This is a genomic window from Curvibacter sp. PAE-UM, from assembly GCF_001432305.1.
Lineage (GTDB): Bacteria > Pseudomonadota > Gammaproteobacteria > Burkholderiales > Burkholderiaceae_C > Hylemonella.
In genome coordinates this window covers 1,056,514-1,071,906 of sequence record NZ_KQ483358.1, presented here as the reverse complement: position 1 = coordinate 1,071,906, position 15,393 = coordinate 1,056,514, and the positions used below count along the sequence as shown (strand labels likewise).

The window sequence follows — 15,393 nt, the reverse complement described above, 5'->3', positions numbered from 1 at the left end:
CCGTAAGTCCTCATGTCGCCTCATTGAACGATGAAGCTGGAGAACAGCACGCCCCGCACGGGGTTGCCGTTGGCGCCACCCTTGGCGGCCGCTTTCTTGTCCTTCTTGCCCGCCGGCGCGGCGGGCTTGTTGAAATGCCGGGAAGAGGAGGCGAGGATGTCCTCGGCCAGCTTTTCCTTGCCTTCGCGGCTGAGCAGCTCGTCCGCCGTGCGCTGCGATACCAGCAGCAGCACATCGCTGCGGATGGTGGGCAGATAGGCCTTGACCTTTTCGACTTCCGGGACGCCCGTCAACTCCAGCGTGATGCCGATCTGCGCGACACGCTCGCCCCCCGGATCGGCCAGGTTGACCACCATATTGTCCAGCGGCAGATAGGTCGGCGGGCCGGTGGGTTCGGCCACGACAGCGGCGACCTCTTCCTCTTCCTCGTCGTCCAGAGCTGCGGCATTCTTCTTGCTCAGGAACATCCAGCCCCCGGCCGCGGCCAGGGCCAGCACCACGACCCCGATCACCACCATCAACAGCAACTTCTTGCTCTTGGGCGGCGGTGCGGCTTCGGCATCGGGGGTTTTGGTGGCCACGATCTAGTCCTCTACAACATTGCTTGTTTCATAACGGCGGCACGCCGCGCACCGTGCGGGCACGCAGATCCGCACGCTTGGACAAATTATTCTCGACATCCCACCCTACGATACCCGGATTAAGGGTAAAAAACCATGCCATTCCGGGGCGCTGGACCGGGCTGTCCTGCGCCCTCACACGAAAAGATCCACTGAGCGACCCGACAGCGGCGCCGCGCGGTTGGCAGCTGCCGTCAGCGCCACCGCCGGCAATTCGGGCACACCGGCCGGCCCCTGGCGACCGCCCTGCCGTTCCTGGCCAGACTGACCGGCGCCACGCTCCGAACCGGAGGTGCCGACCGACATGCCGGACAGCACCAGGCCTTCGCGCTCCAGCAATTCACGCAGATGCGGCATGGCGTCCTGCAAGACCTGGCGCGTCTGCGCCTGATCGGCACGGAACTCGACGCGCGCCTCCTGGCCCTGCAATTCGATGCTGACCTTGACCGGGCCTTCGCCCAGCCCCTCAACCTCCAGCTCGGCGTTCTGTGCGCCGCGACCTATCCAGTAGCTGACCTGCTCGGCCACGCGCATCTCCGTCGTCAGGCCGCCGTCCGGCGCCACGGCCGGCACGTCCATGCGCGCGCCGTCGGGCTGGGCCACGCCACTCCAGCCACCGGCCTCGCCGCCACCGATACGCGGGCCGCTCCTTTCGCTGCGGCGCTCAAAAGGCCGCAGACCGGACTCACCAGACGCCGCAGCCAGAAACTGGCTGCCCACGGGGGCAAGCTGCTCGCTGATGCGCCAGCCCAGCCGGGCGGCCATGTCGTCACCACGTCGCTCCTTGCCTGCCTGCACCTCCCCTTCGGCGGCCTGGCTCCTGTGCTGCGCCATGCGCTGGGCCAGCACCGCCTGGCGCAACAGGGGCTGGACCTCGTCGGCCGTCGTGTGGGCCGGGGCTGCGGCGTCGGCCAGGGCCGAGGCATCAGACAGTCGGGAGGATGCCTCGGCGGCCCCCGACAACTCTCCCGCCGGCATACGCGATTCGGCACGACCCGCCGCCACGGGCGGCAAGGCCGGGGCGGCATCACCGGCTGCTGGGGCAACCAAAGCCTGGCCCGGCAGCGGCACCTCCGCAACAGCGGTGGCCGGCATCGCCAGCTGCGGCAAGCCCGCCATGGGCAGACCGGGATCGAGCGGCAGCGCCGCCGGATCCACAGCCACCTCGGTCGCACCGGGCAGGGCCGTCAGCGCACCGGCCTCTGCGTCGGACAGCATTTCCTGGGGCACCAGTTCTTCGGCATCCAGGCTCAGCAGCAGCGAGGCAAAGTCACCCGGGGTCGCGGCCTGGGCCTTGCCGGCACCATGCCCGCTCCCGCCCGCCTGGGCCGTCTTGGCCGCCGGCTTGGGGGCTGCCGTCGTCACACTGTGTTCCATGCTCATGATCCTTCTCCATTCAACAGGCCGCCGACACCGCCGGCGCCACGGGCGTATTTGAGGACGGCCAGTTCGTCCATCTGTTTCTGTTCGCGCCTGGCTTCAAGCTGGGCGCGGGCACTGAGTTTTTTCTTCACCAGCAGTTCCAGGGCGGTCAGGCGAACTTCCTCCTGCACCTTGCGCTGGCGGGCCATCTCGACCTTGCGCTGCAGGTCGGCCATCACACCGCTCTGCAGGCCGACGGCCTGGCGCAGGCGCTGCAGGAACTGCTGGTGATGCAACATCAGCTCGGCGCTGACGGTGACCGCAGAGGCCGTCGCCCAGCGTGACTCGGTATCGGCGGCGTAGCTCTCCAGCTGGTCCAGCTGACCTTGCGCCTGCTGCACGGCGCGGCGCGCCTGCATCAGGGCCTGATCGGCCTGGTCACGCGCACGCGTGGCGACCTCGATGACCAGGGCCAGGCTTTTCAGGGCTGACATGGCAGCCTCCGGCGTGTATCCATACGGGCGCTCACGGGAAAGCCTCCTCGCGCTGGATGGTGGTCGCCATGGCCTTGACGCTTGCCTCGAAGCCGGCACCGGCGTACATGTCCTGGCGCAAAAAATCGCTCATGGGGCCGCTCAGGCGGATCGCCTCGTCCAGCCCCGGGTCGGAGCCGTGCACATAGGCGCCGATCTGCACCAGGTCACGCCCGCGCTCGTAGCGCGAGGCGATGGCGCGGAACTGCCGCGCCAGCTCGAAATGTTCGCGCGAGACCACGTTGTGCATCACACGCGAAGCCGACTGCGCGATGTCGATGGCCGGGTAATGACCGGCCTCGGCCAACGCGCGCGTGAGCACGATGTGGCCGTCCAGGATGGCACGGGCCGCGTCGGCAATCGGGTCCTGCTGGTCGTCGCCCTCGCTCAGCACGGTGTAGAAGGCCGTGATGGAGCCCACGCCGTTCAGGCCATTGCCGCTGCGCTCGACCAGTTGCGGCAGGCGGGCGAAACAGGACGGCGGGTAACCCTTGGTGGCCGGCGGCTCGCCCACGGCCAGCGCAATCTCGCGCTGCGCCATGGCGTAACGCGTGAGCGAATCCATGAGCAGCAGCACGTGCTGCCCTTGGTCGCGGAAGTATTCGGCAACGCCGGTGGCGTAGGACGCCGCCTGCATGCGCAGCAGCGGCGGGGAGTCGGCCGGTGCCGCTACCACGACGGAACGCGCGCGCCCCTCCTCGCCCAGGATGTCCTCGATGAATTCCTTCACCTCTCGGCCGCGTTCGCCGATCAGGCCGACGACGATGACATCGGCCTTGGTGTAACGCGCCATCATGCCCAGCAGCACGCTCTTGCCCACGCCGGCCCCGGCGAACAGGCCCAGGCGCTGGCCACGTCCCACCGACAGCAGGGCGTTGATGGCACGCACGCCGGTGTCCAGCGACTCGCGTATCGGTGCGCGGTCCATGGCATTGATGGGGGTGCGGTCCAGCGGGCGCGACAGCACGTTCACGACCGGCCCGCGGCGATCCAGCGGTTCGCCATGGGCGTCCACCACGCGACCCAGCAGGCCCGGGCCCAGCGGCAGGCGCAACTGGCCCTGGGCATAACTCGCGACCTGCGCCTGCGCGGCGTCACCCAGGCGCGGTGTAGCCACATAAGGCGCCGTCGGCACCACGCTGGCACCACTGGAGAGGCCCTGCACATCGCCGGCGGGCATCAGGAAGGCCCGGTCACCGGAAAAGCCCACGACCTCGGCCAGCACCGGCGGCTGCGCCGGCTGGCTGACCAGGCACTGCGAGCCCACCGGCGCGCGGATGCCCACGGCCTCCAGCACCAGGCCCGTCAGACGCGTGAGCGTGCCGCCGGCCTCCAGGGTGCTTTGCGGCGCGCCGGCCTGCTGGCGGGCGCTGTCCAGAAACTCTTGCCAGCGGGCACCGGGGTCAGGCGTCGTCACCGTGCACCTCCTCCCAGGGCAGGTTCTGCCCCAGCCGGCCGATGGCGCGCACCCAGCGCTTTTCCAGCCGGCCATCGATCACAGTGCCGCCGGACTCGACCAGGCAACCGCCGCGTGTGATGGCCGCATCGGGCTGCAGCGTGAGCGGCAGGTTGGGGTATTCCTCGCGCAGGATGTCCTGCAGCACGTCCAGGTCCAGCGGGTTGAGCTTGAGCTGCACCGCCTTGCTGTCGGAGAACAGCATGCCCAGGGCCTCGCGGATTACCGGCAGCAGCACATTGGGATTGCTCGAAATCTCATGGCGCAGCACCTGGCGCGCCATCTCGCAGGCCAGCTCCAGCACCGCCTGGCCGGCGATCTGCTCGGCAGCATCCAGCTGGCTTTTGGCGGACTCGATCAGGCCGCCAAGCTGTTGCGCCGCATCGCGCCCCTGCTGGGCGATGTAGTCGCCGACCTGCTTCTGCGCCTCCAGCAGCGTCTGTGCGCGGCCCTGCTGGAAACCGTCGGCATAACCCTCGGCGTGGAACTGCTGGCGCACGGTGGCGAGCTGCTCATTGAGTTCGCGTTCGCGGGCCTGCTGCTCCAGCAGCATGGCGGCGGCATCGACATCGCCAAAACTCCAGCGGGAGACGGCATCGATTTCCTCGCCGGGAATGAAACGGGTGGTGGATCGCATGGATCAGTCCTGGTGTGGATGTCTCAGACCATGGCGTCGTCGGCGCCGCCGCCGATGACGATCTGACCCTCGTCGGCCAGCCGGCGCACGATCTTGAGGATTTCCTTCTGCTGCGTCTCGACTTCGGACAGGCGCATCGGGCCGCGCGATTCCAGGTCCTCGCGCAGCGTTTCGGCCGCACGCGAGGACATGTTGGAGAGGAACTTCTCCTTGAGCTCGGGCTGGGCGCCCTTGAGCGCCACGATGAGCGATTCGGACGCCACTTCCTTGAGGAGCATCTGGATGGCCTTGTCGTCGAGCTTCATGACGTCGTCGAACACGAACATCTTGTCCATGATCTTCTGCGCCAGTTCGGGATCGTGGCCGCGGATCGATTCGAGCACCGTGCCCTCGATCACCGTACCCATCAGGTTGATCATCTCGGCCGCGGTCTTCACACCGCCCAGCGAGGCCTTGCGGATCTTGTCGCCGCCGGCCAGCACCTTGAACAGCACTTCGTTGAGGTCCTTCAGCGCAGTAGGCTGGATGCCTTCCATGGTGGCAATGCGCAGCATCACCTCGTTGCGCTGGCGCTCGGTCAGGTATTTGAGGATGTCGGCCGACTGGTCGTAGTCCAGGTGCACCAGGATGGCCGCCACGATCTGCGGGTGTTCGTTGCGCAGCAGCTCGGCCACCGACATCGGGTCCATCCACTTCAGGCTCTCGATGCCCGAAACGTCGCCGCCCTGCAGGATGCGATCGATCAGCAGGGCTGCCTTGTCGTCGCCCAGGGCACGCTTGAGCACGGAGCGCACATAGTCGCCCGAGTCGGACACCAGCAGGCTTTGCGCCGCGGCAATGTTGGTGAACTTGGTCACCACGTCGTCGACGCGTTCGCGCGTGATGGACTTGGTCTTGGCGATGGCCTCGCCCAGCTTCTGCACCTCCTTGGGTGACAGATGCTTGAAGACCTCGGCCGCCTCCTCCTCCCCCAGGGACATGAGGAGGACCGCGGCGTCCTGGAGTCCGTCTTCCTGCGTTGCCATGGTCTTATCCCATCGTCAGGGCATTGCCCTGACCTTCGCCGTTGACCCAGCCCTTGACGATGCCGGCCACGGCCGCCGGGTTGTCGCGTGTGAGCTTGCGTGCATCCTCCAGCGCCTTCTCGCCAGGCGTCGGTCCGGCCGGCGCTTCAGCCGCCGAGGGGCCGGCGAGCTGCGGGCGATCCGGCTCCTCGGACAGCATGGCGTCGAGTTGCGGACGGCGCTGGGTCGGGGTGCTGAGGGATTTGAGGGCCGGGCGGATGACGCCGAACAGCACCAGCACGGCCAGCAACAGCGTGCCCAGCGGCCACGCAAAGCTGCGCGCCAACTCCTGCATTTCAGGCTGCTTCCACAGGGGCACCTCGGACAAGGTGATTTTTTCCTGGGCGAAGGGGGCATTCAAGAGGTTCACGGAGTCACCTCGATCCTGGCTGAAACCGATTGTCTCACGCACCAGCGCCGTCATCTTCTCCAGCTGCTGCTCGGTCAGCGCCACCGTGGTCGTCTTGCCCTTGGCATCGGTCTCGCTCTTGTGGTTGACCACCACCGCGGCACTCAGACGCTTGATCACGCCGCTGCCGGCACGCACCACCTTGACGGTCTTGTCGACTTCGTAGTTGATGATCGATTCGCGTCGTGTGCTGGGCGGCGTTGCGGCAGCCGCAGCGCCCGGCGCGCCAGGTGCGAGTGCCTGCGCCGGGCCGTTGATGGGTGCCGTGGACGGCGCGGGCGGCTGGTTGCTGGTGGCGCCGGGCACACCGGCCGGGCCGGCCGGGCCGGGGTTGCTGCTCTCCAGCAGCTGCTGGCTGCGGATGCTGCCGGAATCGGGCGTCTGGTTGGGCTTGTGCGTCTCCGAGGTCTGCTCGATCTGCGAAAAATCGACCTCGGCCGTCACCTGGGCCTTGACGTTCTGGCGGCCCACCACGGGCTCCAGGATGTCCAGAATGCGCTGGCGGTAGAGCGCCTCGAGCTGTTGCACGTACTGCAGCTGCTGCGCGTCCACACCACCGGCCGCACCATCGGGGCCATTGGTCGGCTGCGACAAGAGCTTGCCGGTGTCGTCCAGCACGCTGACCGCCTCGGGTTTCATCTCGGGCACGCTGGAAGCGACCAGGTGCACGATGCCGGCGATCTGGCTGCGGTCCAGCGGGCGACCGGGGCTGAGACTGAGCAACACGGAAGCCGAAGGCTTCTGCTGCTCGCGGAAGAAACCGTTCTGATTGGGCATGGCCAGGTGCACGCGGGCACTTTGCACCGAGGACAAGGCCTGGATGGAGCGCGTGAGCTCGCCTTCGAGACCGCGCTGGAAGCTGACGCGCTCCTGGAACTGGGTGACGCCGAAGCGGTTCGCCTCCATCAGCTCGAAACCGGCCACCGAACCCTTGGGCAGCCCCTGGGAGGCCAGGCGCAGCCGGGTGTCGTGCACCTTGTCGGCCGGCACCAGGATGGCGTGGCCGCCTTCGGCGTGCTTGTAGGGCACGTTCATCTGCGACAGCTGGGCAATGATGGCGCCGCCGTCCTTGTCGGAAAGATTGGCATAAAGCACACGCCACTCGGCCTGTCGACCCATCATGAGGCCGACGATGGCAATCACCACAAACAGGGCCACGCCCACGGCCAGACGCATGATCTGCCCCTGGTTGAGCGTGGAAAAACGCTGGCCCAAGGTCGGGTTCAAGTGAATTGCAGCAGCTTCAGCCATGGTGTGTTCCGGTACATCCTGGCGCGGTTCTCGGCGCCTGTGCATCGGATTATTCTGGCTGCGCCCCAAAACTATAGGAGGAAAAGACCGGGGTTTCCCTGCCTTTTCAAACTAAAGATCCGCAGAGTGGCCGCTAGCATCAGTTCCAACATCTACCCACGGGGCTGACTTATGGATATGCGACTCACACCCACCACGATGCCGGTCACGGTACGGCCGGGCACAGCCGCCAAGGCGGGCGTGGCCGCCAATGGTTTCCCCGGCGAATTCAAGGCAGCCCTGCAGTCGGTCAGCGAGGCCCAGAACTTTGCCGGCACGCTGCAGAAGCAGGTCCAGATGGAAAACCCCAAGGTCAGCCTGGAAGAGACCATGGTGGCCATCCAGAAAGCCCAGATCGGCTTCCAGGCCACGCTGCACGTACGAAATCGGATGGTGCAGGCTTATACGGACATCATGAACATGCAAGTTTGAGCTTGTAAGTCCGGCGTTGAGCGGATTCACGCTCACCCCTCAACGCGCAACGACCGCCTCAGTGCAGCACGCGCTTGCCACCACCGTCCATGATCTCCTCCAGATGGGTGAGCCAGGGTTCGGTCAGGTGACGGATCTCGGCGTCGTTGCGCAGGATGCGCTGCATGATGCGCGCCTTCTCGCTGCGCTCCTCGGGCCGCAGCTCTTCCTCGCGTGAGCGGTAGCGCAGCTGCTCGATCAGCACGGCGCATACGCCTTCGTAGCGCATCACGGATTCCAGGTCCTTGACCCGGGCGGCCTCCAGCATGCGGGTGCTACTGTCCTCGATGGCCTTGTAATAGTCGATCAGCATCTGCGGCATGGCTCAGGCTCCCGTGCTCACGGGCGCGGCCGGCTCGACCGCTGCCCCTTGTTTCATGCCCTTCCAGCCCTGGGCGATGGTTTCGATCAGGCGCTGGATCTCCTGCAGGATGGCGTCGTCGTTCTGGGCATTGGCCAGGATCAGGCGGCGTGTGCAGTAGTCGTACAGGGCGGCCAGGTTCTCGGCCAGCTCGCCGCCATCGACGCGGTCCAGCCCGGTGCTCAGGCCTTCTTCCAGGATGCGCAGGGCCCGCGCGATGGCCTCGCACTTGGCCAGCACGTCGCCGCGGGCGAGCGCGCCACGCGCGGTGGCCAGCGACTGCAGCATGCCGTCAAACAGCAGGTTGACAATCTGGTGCTGGTCGATGGTGTGCATGCTGGTCTCGACGTTGATACGTCGGTAGGCATCGGCCGAGCGGGGGCTTGCGGTGCGAAACATGCGTTGGTGTCCTCTGGTGCAGCTTGGGGTACTGTCTATTTATCGGCTGATCCATCCGGGAAATGAAGGCGATCGATCTCAGGAAGTGGTCTTGTTCCACTGCGTAATTTGCTGCGTCAGGTAGGTATTGAGCGAGTTCAGGCTGCTCAGCTGCACATCCAGCGCGCTGTAGCGCCGGTTCAGGGCGGCCTCCACACGGCTGGCCTTCTCGTTCACCCGCACCTGGTCCTTGGCATTGTTGTCCAGGGCGCGCTTGAGGTTGTCGTCCTTGCTCTTGAAGTAGCCATCGCTGGCCAGCAGGGTCTTGGTCAATCCCTTCAGGCGCACGGCAATGCCCTCGGCGTTGCCGGGGGTGGTGCTGCTGAACAGGGCCTTGACTTCGTCCATGTTGTCCAGGGCCTTGCCCAGCTTGGTGCTGTCCAGCTCCAGATTGCCACCGCGCAAGGCGCTGACGCCGATGTCGCTCAGGCGGTTGAACATGCTGGAGCCCGTGCTCATGGACTGCACGGCTGCGCGCAAGGCGTTCTGCAGAGAAAGGGTGGTGGCATCGCCCTGCAGCAGGCCGCCGGTCTTGGTGGCCTGGTCGTATTTGGTCGCTTCGTTGAGCACCCCGTTGATTTCGTTGTAAGCCTTGACGAAATCCTCGATGTTCTTCTTGACCGCCGAGATGTCCTTGGCGATGGTGAGGGTCACCGGCGCCGTCGTTTCCTTGACGGCCGTGAAAGTCACGCCCGACACCGAGCTGGCAAAGACATTGGTCGCCGAGCTGACGCCAATGCCGTTGATGGTGGCCGTGGCATTGGTCGCCGCCTGGTTGGTGACGCTGCCGTTGATCAGGCGCGACAGGCCCAGCGCGTCGGCCGGGTCACCGTCCGTGTCGCTGGTCACACTGAGCTTGAAGCCGGCCGCCAGGCCTGTGTTCTTGCCGCTGAGCAGCAGGCGGTCCCCCGAGGCGTCGCTCAGCACCGTGGCGGTGACACCTGCATTGGCGCCGTTGATCTTGCTGGCGATGTCGGCCACCGTGTCGGTGGCGCTGATGGTCAGGTCCACCGGCGTGCCGCTGCCGGGGGTGAAGACGGCGCCGGCATATTGGCCGATCTCCAGGCGCAGGGTGCCCTCGCCGATGGCCCCGCCCACGGGCAACAAGGGCATGGTGTAGCTGGACTGCGCCTTGGCCAGGCCCAGCACCTCGACATTGAAAGAGGTCGATTGGGTGCCGCCAATGGCACTGACCGTGACCGCGGAGGCATCCGAAGAAGAGGCCGACACCCCGTTCCAGCCCGTCACGCTGCTGAGTTTGCTCACCGCATCGGACAGCGAAGACACCAGGGACTTGATCTGGCCGAAGACCGAGATTTTGGTCTGCACCTCGGACGCCTTGATCTTGAGCTTTTCCAGCGGCTGCCGCTCCAGCGCGACGAGCTGCGAGACGATGCTCTTGACATCCAGATTGCTGCCGATCCCCGGCGATGACATCGTGGCCATAACGAACTCCTGGCCGGCATGGGTGCCAGCATTGCTTGCAGAATTATCTGCCCCGCCCCCGGATCTGTCACTTTGATTTGGGGCGAGAAAAGACCATATTTCCACCTCTCTCGGTTATCGGCGGATTCCCATGTAACTTGAGCCCGCGCGACAAACGGCGGCCGAATAAAAAAAGCCCGGCGTGGAAACCACGCCGGGCTGAGGCTAGAGACTGAGCGTTTAGCGCAGCAGGGCCAGCACGCCCTGGGGCAGCTGGTTGGCCTGGGCCACCATCGCGGTCGCAGCCTGCTGCAGGATCTGGGCGCGCGACAGGGCGGCGGTTTCCGCAGCGAAGTCAGCATCCAGAATCCGGCTGCGCGAAGCGGTCAGGTTCTCCGACGTCACCTGCAGGTTGGCAATGGTGGTGTCGAAACGCGACTGCAGGGCGCCCAGCTTGGCGCGCTCGCCGCTGAGGAAGGACAGGGCCGAGTCCACGGTCTGCAATGCATCCGACGCCTTCAATACGGTAGACACGTCCAGCTCCGAGACCTTGCGCAAGGTCGAGTTCGTATCCACCATGGCTGTCCCGCCGTTGGCATCCACGGCGAAAGACTTGTCAGAGTCCAGGACCAGGTAGCCGCTCGATACGTAGTTGAAGTTGGCGGCATTGGGCGTGAGCATGGTCACGGGCGCGCCAACCGCAACCAAGGCCTGGCTGCTGTCGCGTGCATATTTCTGCATCGTCACGTTGCCGGCATTGGTAACGGCCTCGCCGATCATGATGTTGTTGCCGGTCGTATTGCTCAGCATGATGCCGGTACCGGCGCCATTCAGGGTCGCCGTGATCCCGGTCTTGCTGGAGCGCTCATTGATGGCCGCGATGGCCGAAGACAGCCCATTCGCCCCCTGGATCGCGGAGATGCTGAAGCTCACCGTCTCCACGGACGTCGAATCCGAACGCAACTCCAGCGTGTAAGCCCCCACCGTATCGAAAGTGACCTGGACTTCTGTTTTTGCGGTGGCCCGCACACCGGTCTGCGCAGTGACCAAGTTGATGGATTCTGCAATATCCTTCGCTGAAGCATTCACTGCGTACGTGATATTGGCACTGCCCAGGCCGCCGTTGATTGCAACGGTGTCCCCAGTCAGCGTTCCATTGAATGTGAACGGCATGGCCGCGGCAGACTGTATGCCGGGCCCGGTTGTCGTCACGCGATTGTTGCCGTACTGGCTGGTACGCAGGTTGGCCGTGGTCGCGGTGATGGTCTGACCCGCGTTGGCACCCACCTGGAACTGGGCGGTACCGAAGCTGCCGTCCAGCAGCTTCTGGCCGTTGAATTCAGTGGTCTGGGCAATGCGGTCCAGTTCGGCGACGAGCTGGCTCACTTCCTGGTTCAGGGCCTGACGGTCAGACGCGCTGTTGGTGGCGTTGGCCGACTGCACGGCCAGTTCACGTACACGCTGCAGGATGTCGCTGGAGGCCTTGAGCGAGCCTTCAGCCGTCTGCGCCAGCGACACGCCGTCGTTGGCGTTACGCACAGCCTGGTTCAGGCCGCGGATCTGGCTGGTGAAGCGCTCGGAAATCGCCAGACCGGCGGCGTCGTCACGGGCGCTGTTGATGCGCAGACCCGAGGACAGACGTTGGATGGCGGTGCTCAGTGCAGCCTGGCTCATGCCCTGGTTGCGCTGTGCGGTCAGCGAGCTGATATTGGTGTTGATGATGGATGCCACGAGTGCAATTTCTGTTCTTGTGCTCTCTGCTCTTCGACAAAAACCCGGAAAGACTTGAGCGCTTTGCCACCTTTCGCGAACCGCAGCGTGATGTATTCATCAGATCCAATATCACGGCCATAAAAAAAGCTGGCGCCGTTACCGGCGCCAGCTTCATGGGGGGCTCTGCTGGGTTTAGCGCAGCAGGGCCAGCACGCCCTGGGGCAGCTGGTTGGCCTGGGCCACCATCGCGGTTGCAGCCTGCTGCAGGATCTGGGCGCGCGACAGGGCGGCGGTTTCCGCAGCGAAGTCAGCATCCAGAATCCGGCTACGCGAAGCGGTCAAGTTCTCCGACGTCACCTGCAGGTTGGCGATGGTGGTGTCGAAGCGCGACTGCAGGGCGCCCAGCTTGGCGCGCTCGCCGCTCAGGAAGGACAGGGCCGAGTCCACGGTCTTGAGCGCATCGGAAGCCTTGACCACCGTGGTCACGTCCAGGTTGGAAACCTTCTTCAGCGTCGAGTTGCCATCGATGATGAGCGAGGCGGCGCTGCCGGTCGTGGCGTTCACGGCGAAGGACTTGTCCGAGTCCATCGTCACGTAGCCGCTGATGAGAGCGTTGTCCGCCGTGGTATCAGCTGCCAGGGTGATGTTGCCGGCCACGGCCACCAGGGCGCCGGTGGTGTCAGCCACGTACTTGGTGACGGTCACGGCACCGGCGTTGGCCGTGGTCGTATCAGCCACACGGATGTCGTTGCCAGTCGAGTTGGTCAGGATGATGCCGGTACCGGCCGTGTTCAGGCTGGCAATGACGCCCGTCTTGGACGATTTCTCGTTGATGGCCGACACGGCGCTGGACAGGCCATCGGCGCCGGTGATGGCCGAGATCGCGAAGGAGACCACCTCATCCGTGGAGTTGTCCGAACGCAGATTCAGGGAATAGGCGCCAGCGGTGCCGAAGGTCAGTTGCGTGCTGGTGGAAGCCGAAGCGGTCACGCCGGTGTCGGCCGTCTTCAGGTTGATCGAGTCCGCGGCCGCCTTGGCCGTGCCGTTGGCAACCAGGTTGACGGTGGCGCTGCCCAGTGCGCCGTTGATGGCCACAGTGTCGGCCACGCTGGCGTTGGCACCCCAGGTGGCGCCTGCTGCGGACGGGCCGCTGGCGATGACCTGGTTGTTGCCGTACTGGCTGGTGCGCAGGTTGGCGGTGGAGGCCACGATGACCTGGCCGGCGTTGGCACCCACCTGGAACTGGGCGGTACCGAAGCTGCCGTCCAGCAGCTTCTGGCCGTTGAATTCCGTGGTTTGCGAGATGCGGTCCAGCTCGGCGACCAGCTGGCTCACTTCCTGGTTCAGGGCCTGGCGGTCCGAAGCGCTGTTGGTGGCGTTGGCCGACTGCACGGCCAGTTCACGTACGCGCTGCAGGATGTCGCTGGAGGCCTTGAGCGAGCCTTCAGCCGTCTGCGCCAGCGACACGCCGTCGTTGGCGTTACGCACAGCCTGGTTCAGGCCGCGGATCTGGCTGGTGAAGCGCTCGGAAATCGCCAGACCGGCGGCGTCGTCACGGGCGCTGTTGATGCGCAAGCCCGAGGACAGGCGCTGGATTGCGGTGCTCAGCGAAGCCTGACTGGTGCCCTGGTTACGCTGGGCGGTCAGCGAGCTGATATTGGTGTTGATGATCGATGCCATTGCAAATCTCCTTGACAAACAGATGGCGTTACCGCCAACCAGGACGCCAGACGATTCTGGCGACTTGATTCACCAGTGCAACATTGCTGTCGCGGTGAATGGCGGACCCGGGGAGGACCGTTGAATCTGTTTTCGGCGCGGCTAGAACAAAACTTGAGGCCTGATTCACCGAATTACGCCACTTTCCCAGTCCATTTGCACCCTTGGGCCACGGCACAAGCTCCGGCACAGGCCGGGTACACCTGAGTTTTCGGCGCTTCCCGGCTGAACTTGAGGGCTAAATGCAAAAGCTGGCCGGTTTTCCCCCTTTTTTTCGCGGCACCGGCCCGAAACGCGCCGCCCACAATCAATCCATCGTTTTGCCATGTCCCATCTTTCATGGCGCGAACCGGCCACGAAAGGGCCACAACCCTGAACTGAAGGAGTGATTCAATGGCTGCCGTTATCAACACCAATATCAGCTCGCTCACCGCGCAGCGCAACCAAGGTAGTAGCCAGGCGTCCCTGGCCACTTCCATCCAGCGCCTGTCTTCGGGCCTGCGCATCAACAGCGCCAAGGACGACGCCGCCGGCCTGGCGATTTCCGAGCGCTTCACCAGCCAGATCCGCGGCCTGAACCAGGCGGCGCGTAATGCGAACGACGGCATCTCCCTGGCCCAGGTGGCTGAAGGCGCCCTGGGTTCGGCCAGCAACATCCTGCAGCGCGTGCGTGAACTGGCCGTGCAGTCGGCCAACGCCACCAACAGCGCTTCGGACCGCCAGGCCCTGAACCAGGAAGTGGGTCAGCTGGTCGCCGAACTCGACCGTATTGCCCAGACCACCGAATTCAACGGCCAGAAGATCCTGGACGGCACCTTCGGTACCGCCCAGTTCCAGGTCGGCGCCAATTCCGGCCAGGTCATCGTGGCCTCCACCGCCAACCTGCGCACCAGCCAGTACGGCAACAACCAGGTCATCGCCAGCGGCCCGTCCGCAGCAGGCGCCACCTGGGGTGCCAACGCCAGCGTGGCCGACACTGTGGCCATCAACGGCGCACTGGGCAGCGCCACCGTCAACCTGGCAGCCAACGGCACGGCCAAGCTGGCCGCCGACACCATCAACCTGCAAACGCCGAACACCGGGGTCTCCGCCTCGGCCCGCACCGACGTGCAGCTGACTTTCGGTGCCGCCGGCGCCTACTCGCTGGTGCTGCGTTCGGACAACTCGGCCGACGAGTCCATCTCTTTCGCGATCTCGGCCACCACCGGCGCCGATGGCCTGTCCAACGCCGTGTCGGCCATCAACGAGAAATCGTCCAAGACCGGCGTCATTGCCAGCCTGAACGTGGCCGGTACCGGCATCGTCCTGACCAACGCCACCGGCAACGACATCCGTGTGGCTGACTCGACCACCGTCAATGCCGGTGCCGTGACCGTCACCAAATATGCTTCGGACACCACCGGGGCCCTGGTGGCCGTGGCCGGCAACGTCACCCTGGCGGCCGACAGCACGGCTGACAACGCCCTCATCAGCGGCTACGTGACGATGGATTCGGACAAGTCCTTCGCCGTGGATGCCACCACGGGCAGCGCCGCCTCGCTTATCATCGACAGCAACTCGACGCTGAAGAAAGTGGCCAACCTGGACGTGACCACCGCCATCCGGGCCAACGATTCACTCAAGACGGTGGACTCGGCCCTGTCCTTCATCAGCGGCGAACGCGCCAAGCTGGGCGCCCTGCAAGCCCGCTTCGAGACCGCCATTTCGGCCCTGCAGATCACCGCCGAGAACCTGACCGCATCACGCAGCCGCATCATGGACGCTGACTTCGCCGCCGAAACCGCCGCCCTGTCGCGCGCCCAGATCCTGCAACAGGCCGGTACCGCCATGGTGGCCCAGGCCAACCAGATCCCGCAGGGCGTGCTGGCCCTGCTGCGTCAGTAAGACGCCTGACG

The 15,393-nt window shown here is 65.3% G+C and carries 15 protein-coding genes; 3 read left to right on the top strand and 12 right to left on the bottom strand.

What is annotated here, in order from left to right; genetic code table 11:
• Positions 1 to 20 precede the first annotated feature (20 nt).
• The 7 genes from fliL to fliF form a co-directional block, all read right to left on the bottom strand.
• Positions 21 to 518: a flagellar basal body-associated FliL family protein gene (fliL, locus tag AO057_RS05220; RefSeq protein ID WP_057677175.1), complete on the bottom strand. Its 498-nt coding sequence runs from the start codon at positions 516 to 518 to the stop codon at positions 21 to 23.
• A 237-nt stretch (positions 519 to 755) separates the two neighbouring features.
• Complete coding sequence (locus AO057_RS17715; protein WP_057674639.1) at positions 756 to 2,003, bottom strand: flagellar hook-length control protein FliK; 1,248 nt, start codon at positions 2,001 to 2,003, stop codon at positions 756 to 758.
• Positions 2,000 to 2,476, bottom strand: coding sequence for a flagellar export protein FliJ (fliJ, locus tag AO057_RS05210; RefSeq protein ID WP_057674638.1), 477 nt, complete (start codon positions 2,474 to 2,476; stop codon positions 2,000 to 2,002). Before fliJ ends, AO057_RS17715 begins: the two co-directional genes overlap by 4 nt.
• Positions 2,477 to 2,507: 31 nt before the next feature.
• On the bottom strand, positions 2,508 to 3,932 hold the full coding sequence (gene fliI / locus AO057_RS05205) for a flagellar protein export ATPase FliI (RefSeq protein WP_057674637.1): 1,425 nt from the start codon (positions 3,930 to 3,932) through the stop codon (positions 2,508 to 2,510).
• Positions 3,919 to 4,608: a FliH/SctL family protein gene (locus AO057_RS05200; RefSeq protein WP_057674636.1), complete on the bottom strand. Its 690-nt coding sequence runs from the start codon at positions 4,606 to 4,608 to the stop codon at positions 3,919 to 3,921. Before AO057_RS05200 ends, fliI begins: the two co-directional genes overlap by 14 nt.
• Positions 4,609 to 4,631: 23 nt before the next feature.
• Positions 4,632 to 5,633, bottom strand: a complete 1,002-nt coding sequence (gene fliG / locus AO057_RS05195; RefSeq protein ID WP_057674635.1) for a flagellar motor switch protein FliG — start codon at positions 5,631 to 5,633, stop codon at positions 4,632 to 4,634.
• Positions 5,634 to 5,637: 4 nt separating this feature from the next.
• Positions 5,638 to 7,332, bottom strand: a complete 1,695-nt coding sequence (fliF, locus tag AO057_RS05190; RefSeq protein ID WP_057674634.1) for a flagellar basal-body MS-ring/collar protein FliF — start codon at positions 7,330 to 7,332, stop codon at positions 5,638 to 5,640.
• A gap of 171 nt (positions 7,333 to 7,503) precedes the next feature.
• On the opposite strand from fliF, the gene fliE reads away from it, so the two are divergent.
• Positions 7,504 to 7,803: a flagellar hook-basal body complex protein FliE gene (gene fliE, locus AO057_RS05185; protein WP_057674633.1), complete on the top strand. Its 300-nt coding sequence runs from the start codon at positions 7,504 to 7,506 to the stop codon at positions 7,801 to 7,803.
• Between the two features lie 58 nt (positions 7,804 to 7,861).
• On the opposite strand, the gene AO057_RS05180 is transcribed toward fliE, so the two are convergent.
• From AO057_RS05180 to AO057_RS05160, 5 genes are all read right to left on the bottom strand, one after another.
• Positions 7,862 to 8,164, bottom strand: a complete 303-nt coding sequence (locus AO057_RS05180; RefSeq protein ID WP_057674632.1) for a flagellar protein FliT — start codon at positions 8,162 to 8,164, stop codon at positions 7,862 to 7,864.
• Positions 8,165 to 8,167: 3 nt separating this feature from the next.
• Positions 8,168 to 8,602 (bottom strand): flagellar export chaperone FliS, encoded by a 435-nt coding sequence (gene fliS / locus AO057_RS05175; protein ID WP_057674631.1) that lies wholly within the window; start codon positions 8,600 to 8,602, stop codon positions 8,168 to 8,170.
• A 78-nt stretch (positions 8,603 to 8,680) separates the two neighbouring features.
• Positions 8,681 to 10,087: a flagellar filament capping protein FliD gene (gene fliD / locus AO057_RS05170; RefSeq protein WP_057674630.1), complete on the bottom strand. Its 1,407-nt coding sequence runs from the start codon at positions 10,085 to 10,087 to the stop codon at positions 8,681 to 8,683.
• A 219-nt stretch (positions 10,088 to 10,306) separates the two neighbouring features.
• On the bottom strand, positions 10,307 to 11,797 hold the full coding sequence (locus tag AO057_RS18450; protein ID WP_057674629.1) for a flagellin N-terminal helical domain-containing protein: 1,491 nt from the start codon (positions 11,795 to 11,797) through the stop codon (positions 10,307 to 10,309).
• Between the two features lie 174 nt (positions 11,798 to 11,971).
• Positions 11,972 to 13,459: a flagellin N-terminal helical domain-containing protein gene (locus AO057_RS05160; protein WP_057674628.1), complete on the bottom strand. Its 1,488-nt coding sequence runs from the start codon at positions 13,457 to 13,459 to the stop codon at positions 11,972 to 11,974.
• A 281-nt stretch (positions 13,460 to 13,740) separates the two neighbouring features.
• Between AO057_RS05160 and AO057_RS17710 the strand changes: the two genes are divergently transcribed.
• Together AO057_RS17710 and AO057_RS05155 are read left to right on the top strand one after the other, a co-directional pair.
• The gene (locus AO057_RS17710; protein ID WP_156404473.1) at positions 13,741 to 13,887 is read left to right on the top strand and encodes a hypothetical protein; all 147 of its coding nucleotides are present in this window, start codon (positions 13,741 to 13,743) and stop codon (positions 13,885 to 13,887) included.
• A 4-nt stretch (positions 13,888 to 13,891) separates the two neighbouring features.
• The gene (locus AO057_RS05155; protein ID WP_057674627.1) at positions 13,892 to 15,382 is read left to right on the top strand and encodes a flagellin N-terminal helical domain-containing protein; all 1,491 of its coding nucleotides are present in this window, start codon (positions 13,892 to 13,894) and stop codon (positions 15,380 to 15,382) included.
• The last annotated feature ends 11 nt before the right edge of the window (positions 15,383 to 15,393 follow it).

Coding starts and splice junctions, on each gene's coding strand:
- AO057_RS05155 (WP_057674627.1), top strand. CDS start 13,892: ATGGCTGCCGTTATCAACACCAATATCAGCTCGCTCACCGCGCAGCGC.
- AO057_RS17710 (WP_156404473.1), top strand. CDS start 13,741: ATGCAAAAGCTGGCCGGTTTTCCCCCTTTTTTTCGCGGCACCGGCCCG.
- fliD (WP_057674630.1), bottom strand. CDS start 10,087: ATGGCCACGATGTCATCGCCGGGGATCGGCAGCAATCTGGATGTCAAG.
- fliS (WP_057674631.1), bottom strand. CDS start 8,602: ATGTTTCGCACCGCAAGCCCCCGCTCGGCCGATGCCTACCGACGTATC.
- AO057_RS05180 (WP_057674632.1), bottom strand. CDS start 8,164: ATGCCGCAGATGCTGATCGACTATTACAAGGCCATCGAGGACAGTAGC.
- fliF (WP_057674634.1), bottom strand. CDS start 7,332: ATGGCTGAAGCTGCTGCAATTCACTTGAACCCGACCTTGGGCCAGCGT.
- fliG (WP_057674635.1), bottom strand. CDS start 5,633: ATGGCAACGCAGGAAGACGGACTCCAGGACGCCGCGGTCCTCCTCATG.
- AO057_RS05160 (WP_057674628.1), bottom strand. CDS start 13,459: ATGGCATCGATCATCAACACCAATATCAGCTCGCTGACCGCCCAGCGT.
- fliJ (WP_057674638.1), bottom strand. CDS start 2,476: ATGTCAGCCCTGAAAAGCCTGGCCCTGGTCATCGAGGTCGCCACGCGT.
- fliE (WP_057674633.1), top strand. CDS start 7,504: ATGGATATGCGACTCACACCCACCACGATGCCGGTCACGGTACGGCCG.
- fliL (WP_057677175.1), bottom strand. CDS start 518: ATGGTGGTGATCGGGGTCGTGGTGCTGGCCCTGGCCGCGGCCGGGGGC.
- AO057_RS17715 (WP_057674639.1), bottom strand. CDS start 2,003: ATGAGCATGGAACACAGTGTGACGACGGCAGCCCCCAAGCCGGCGGCC.
- AO057_RS05200 (WP_057674636.1), bottom strand. CDS start 4,608: ATGCGATCCACCACCCGTTTCATTCCCGGCGAGGAAATCGATGCCGTC.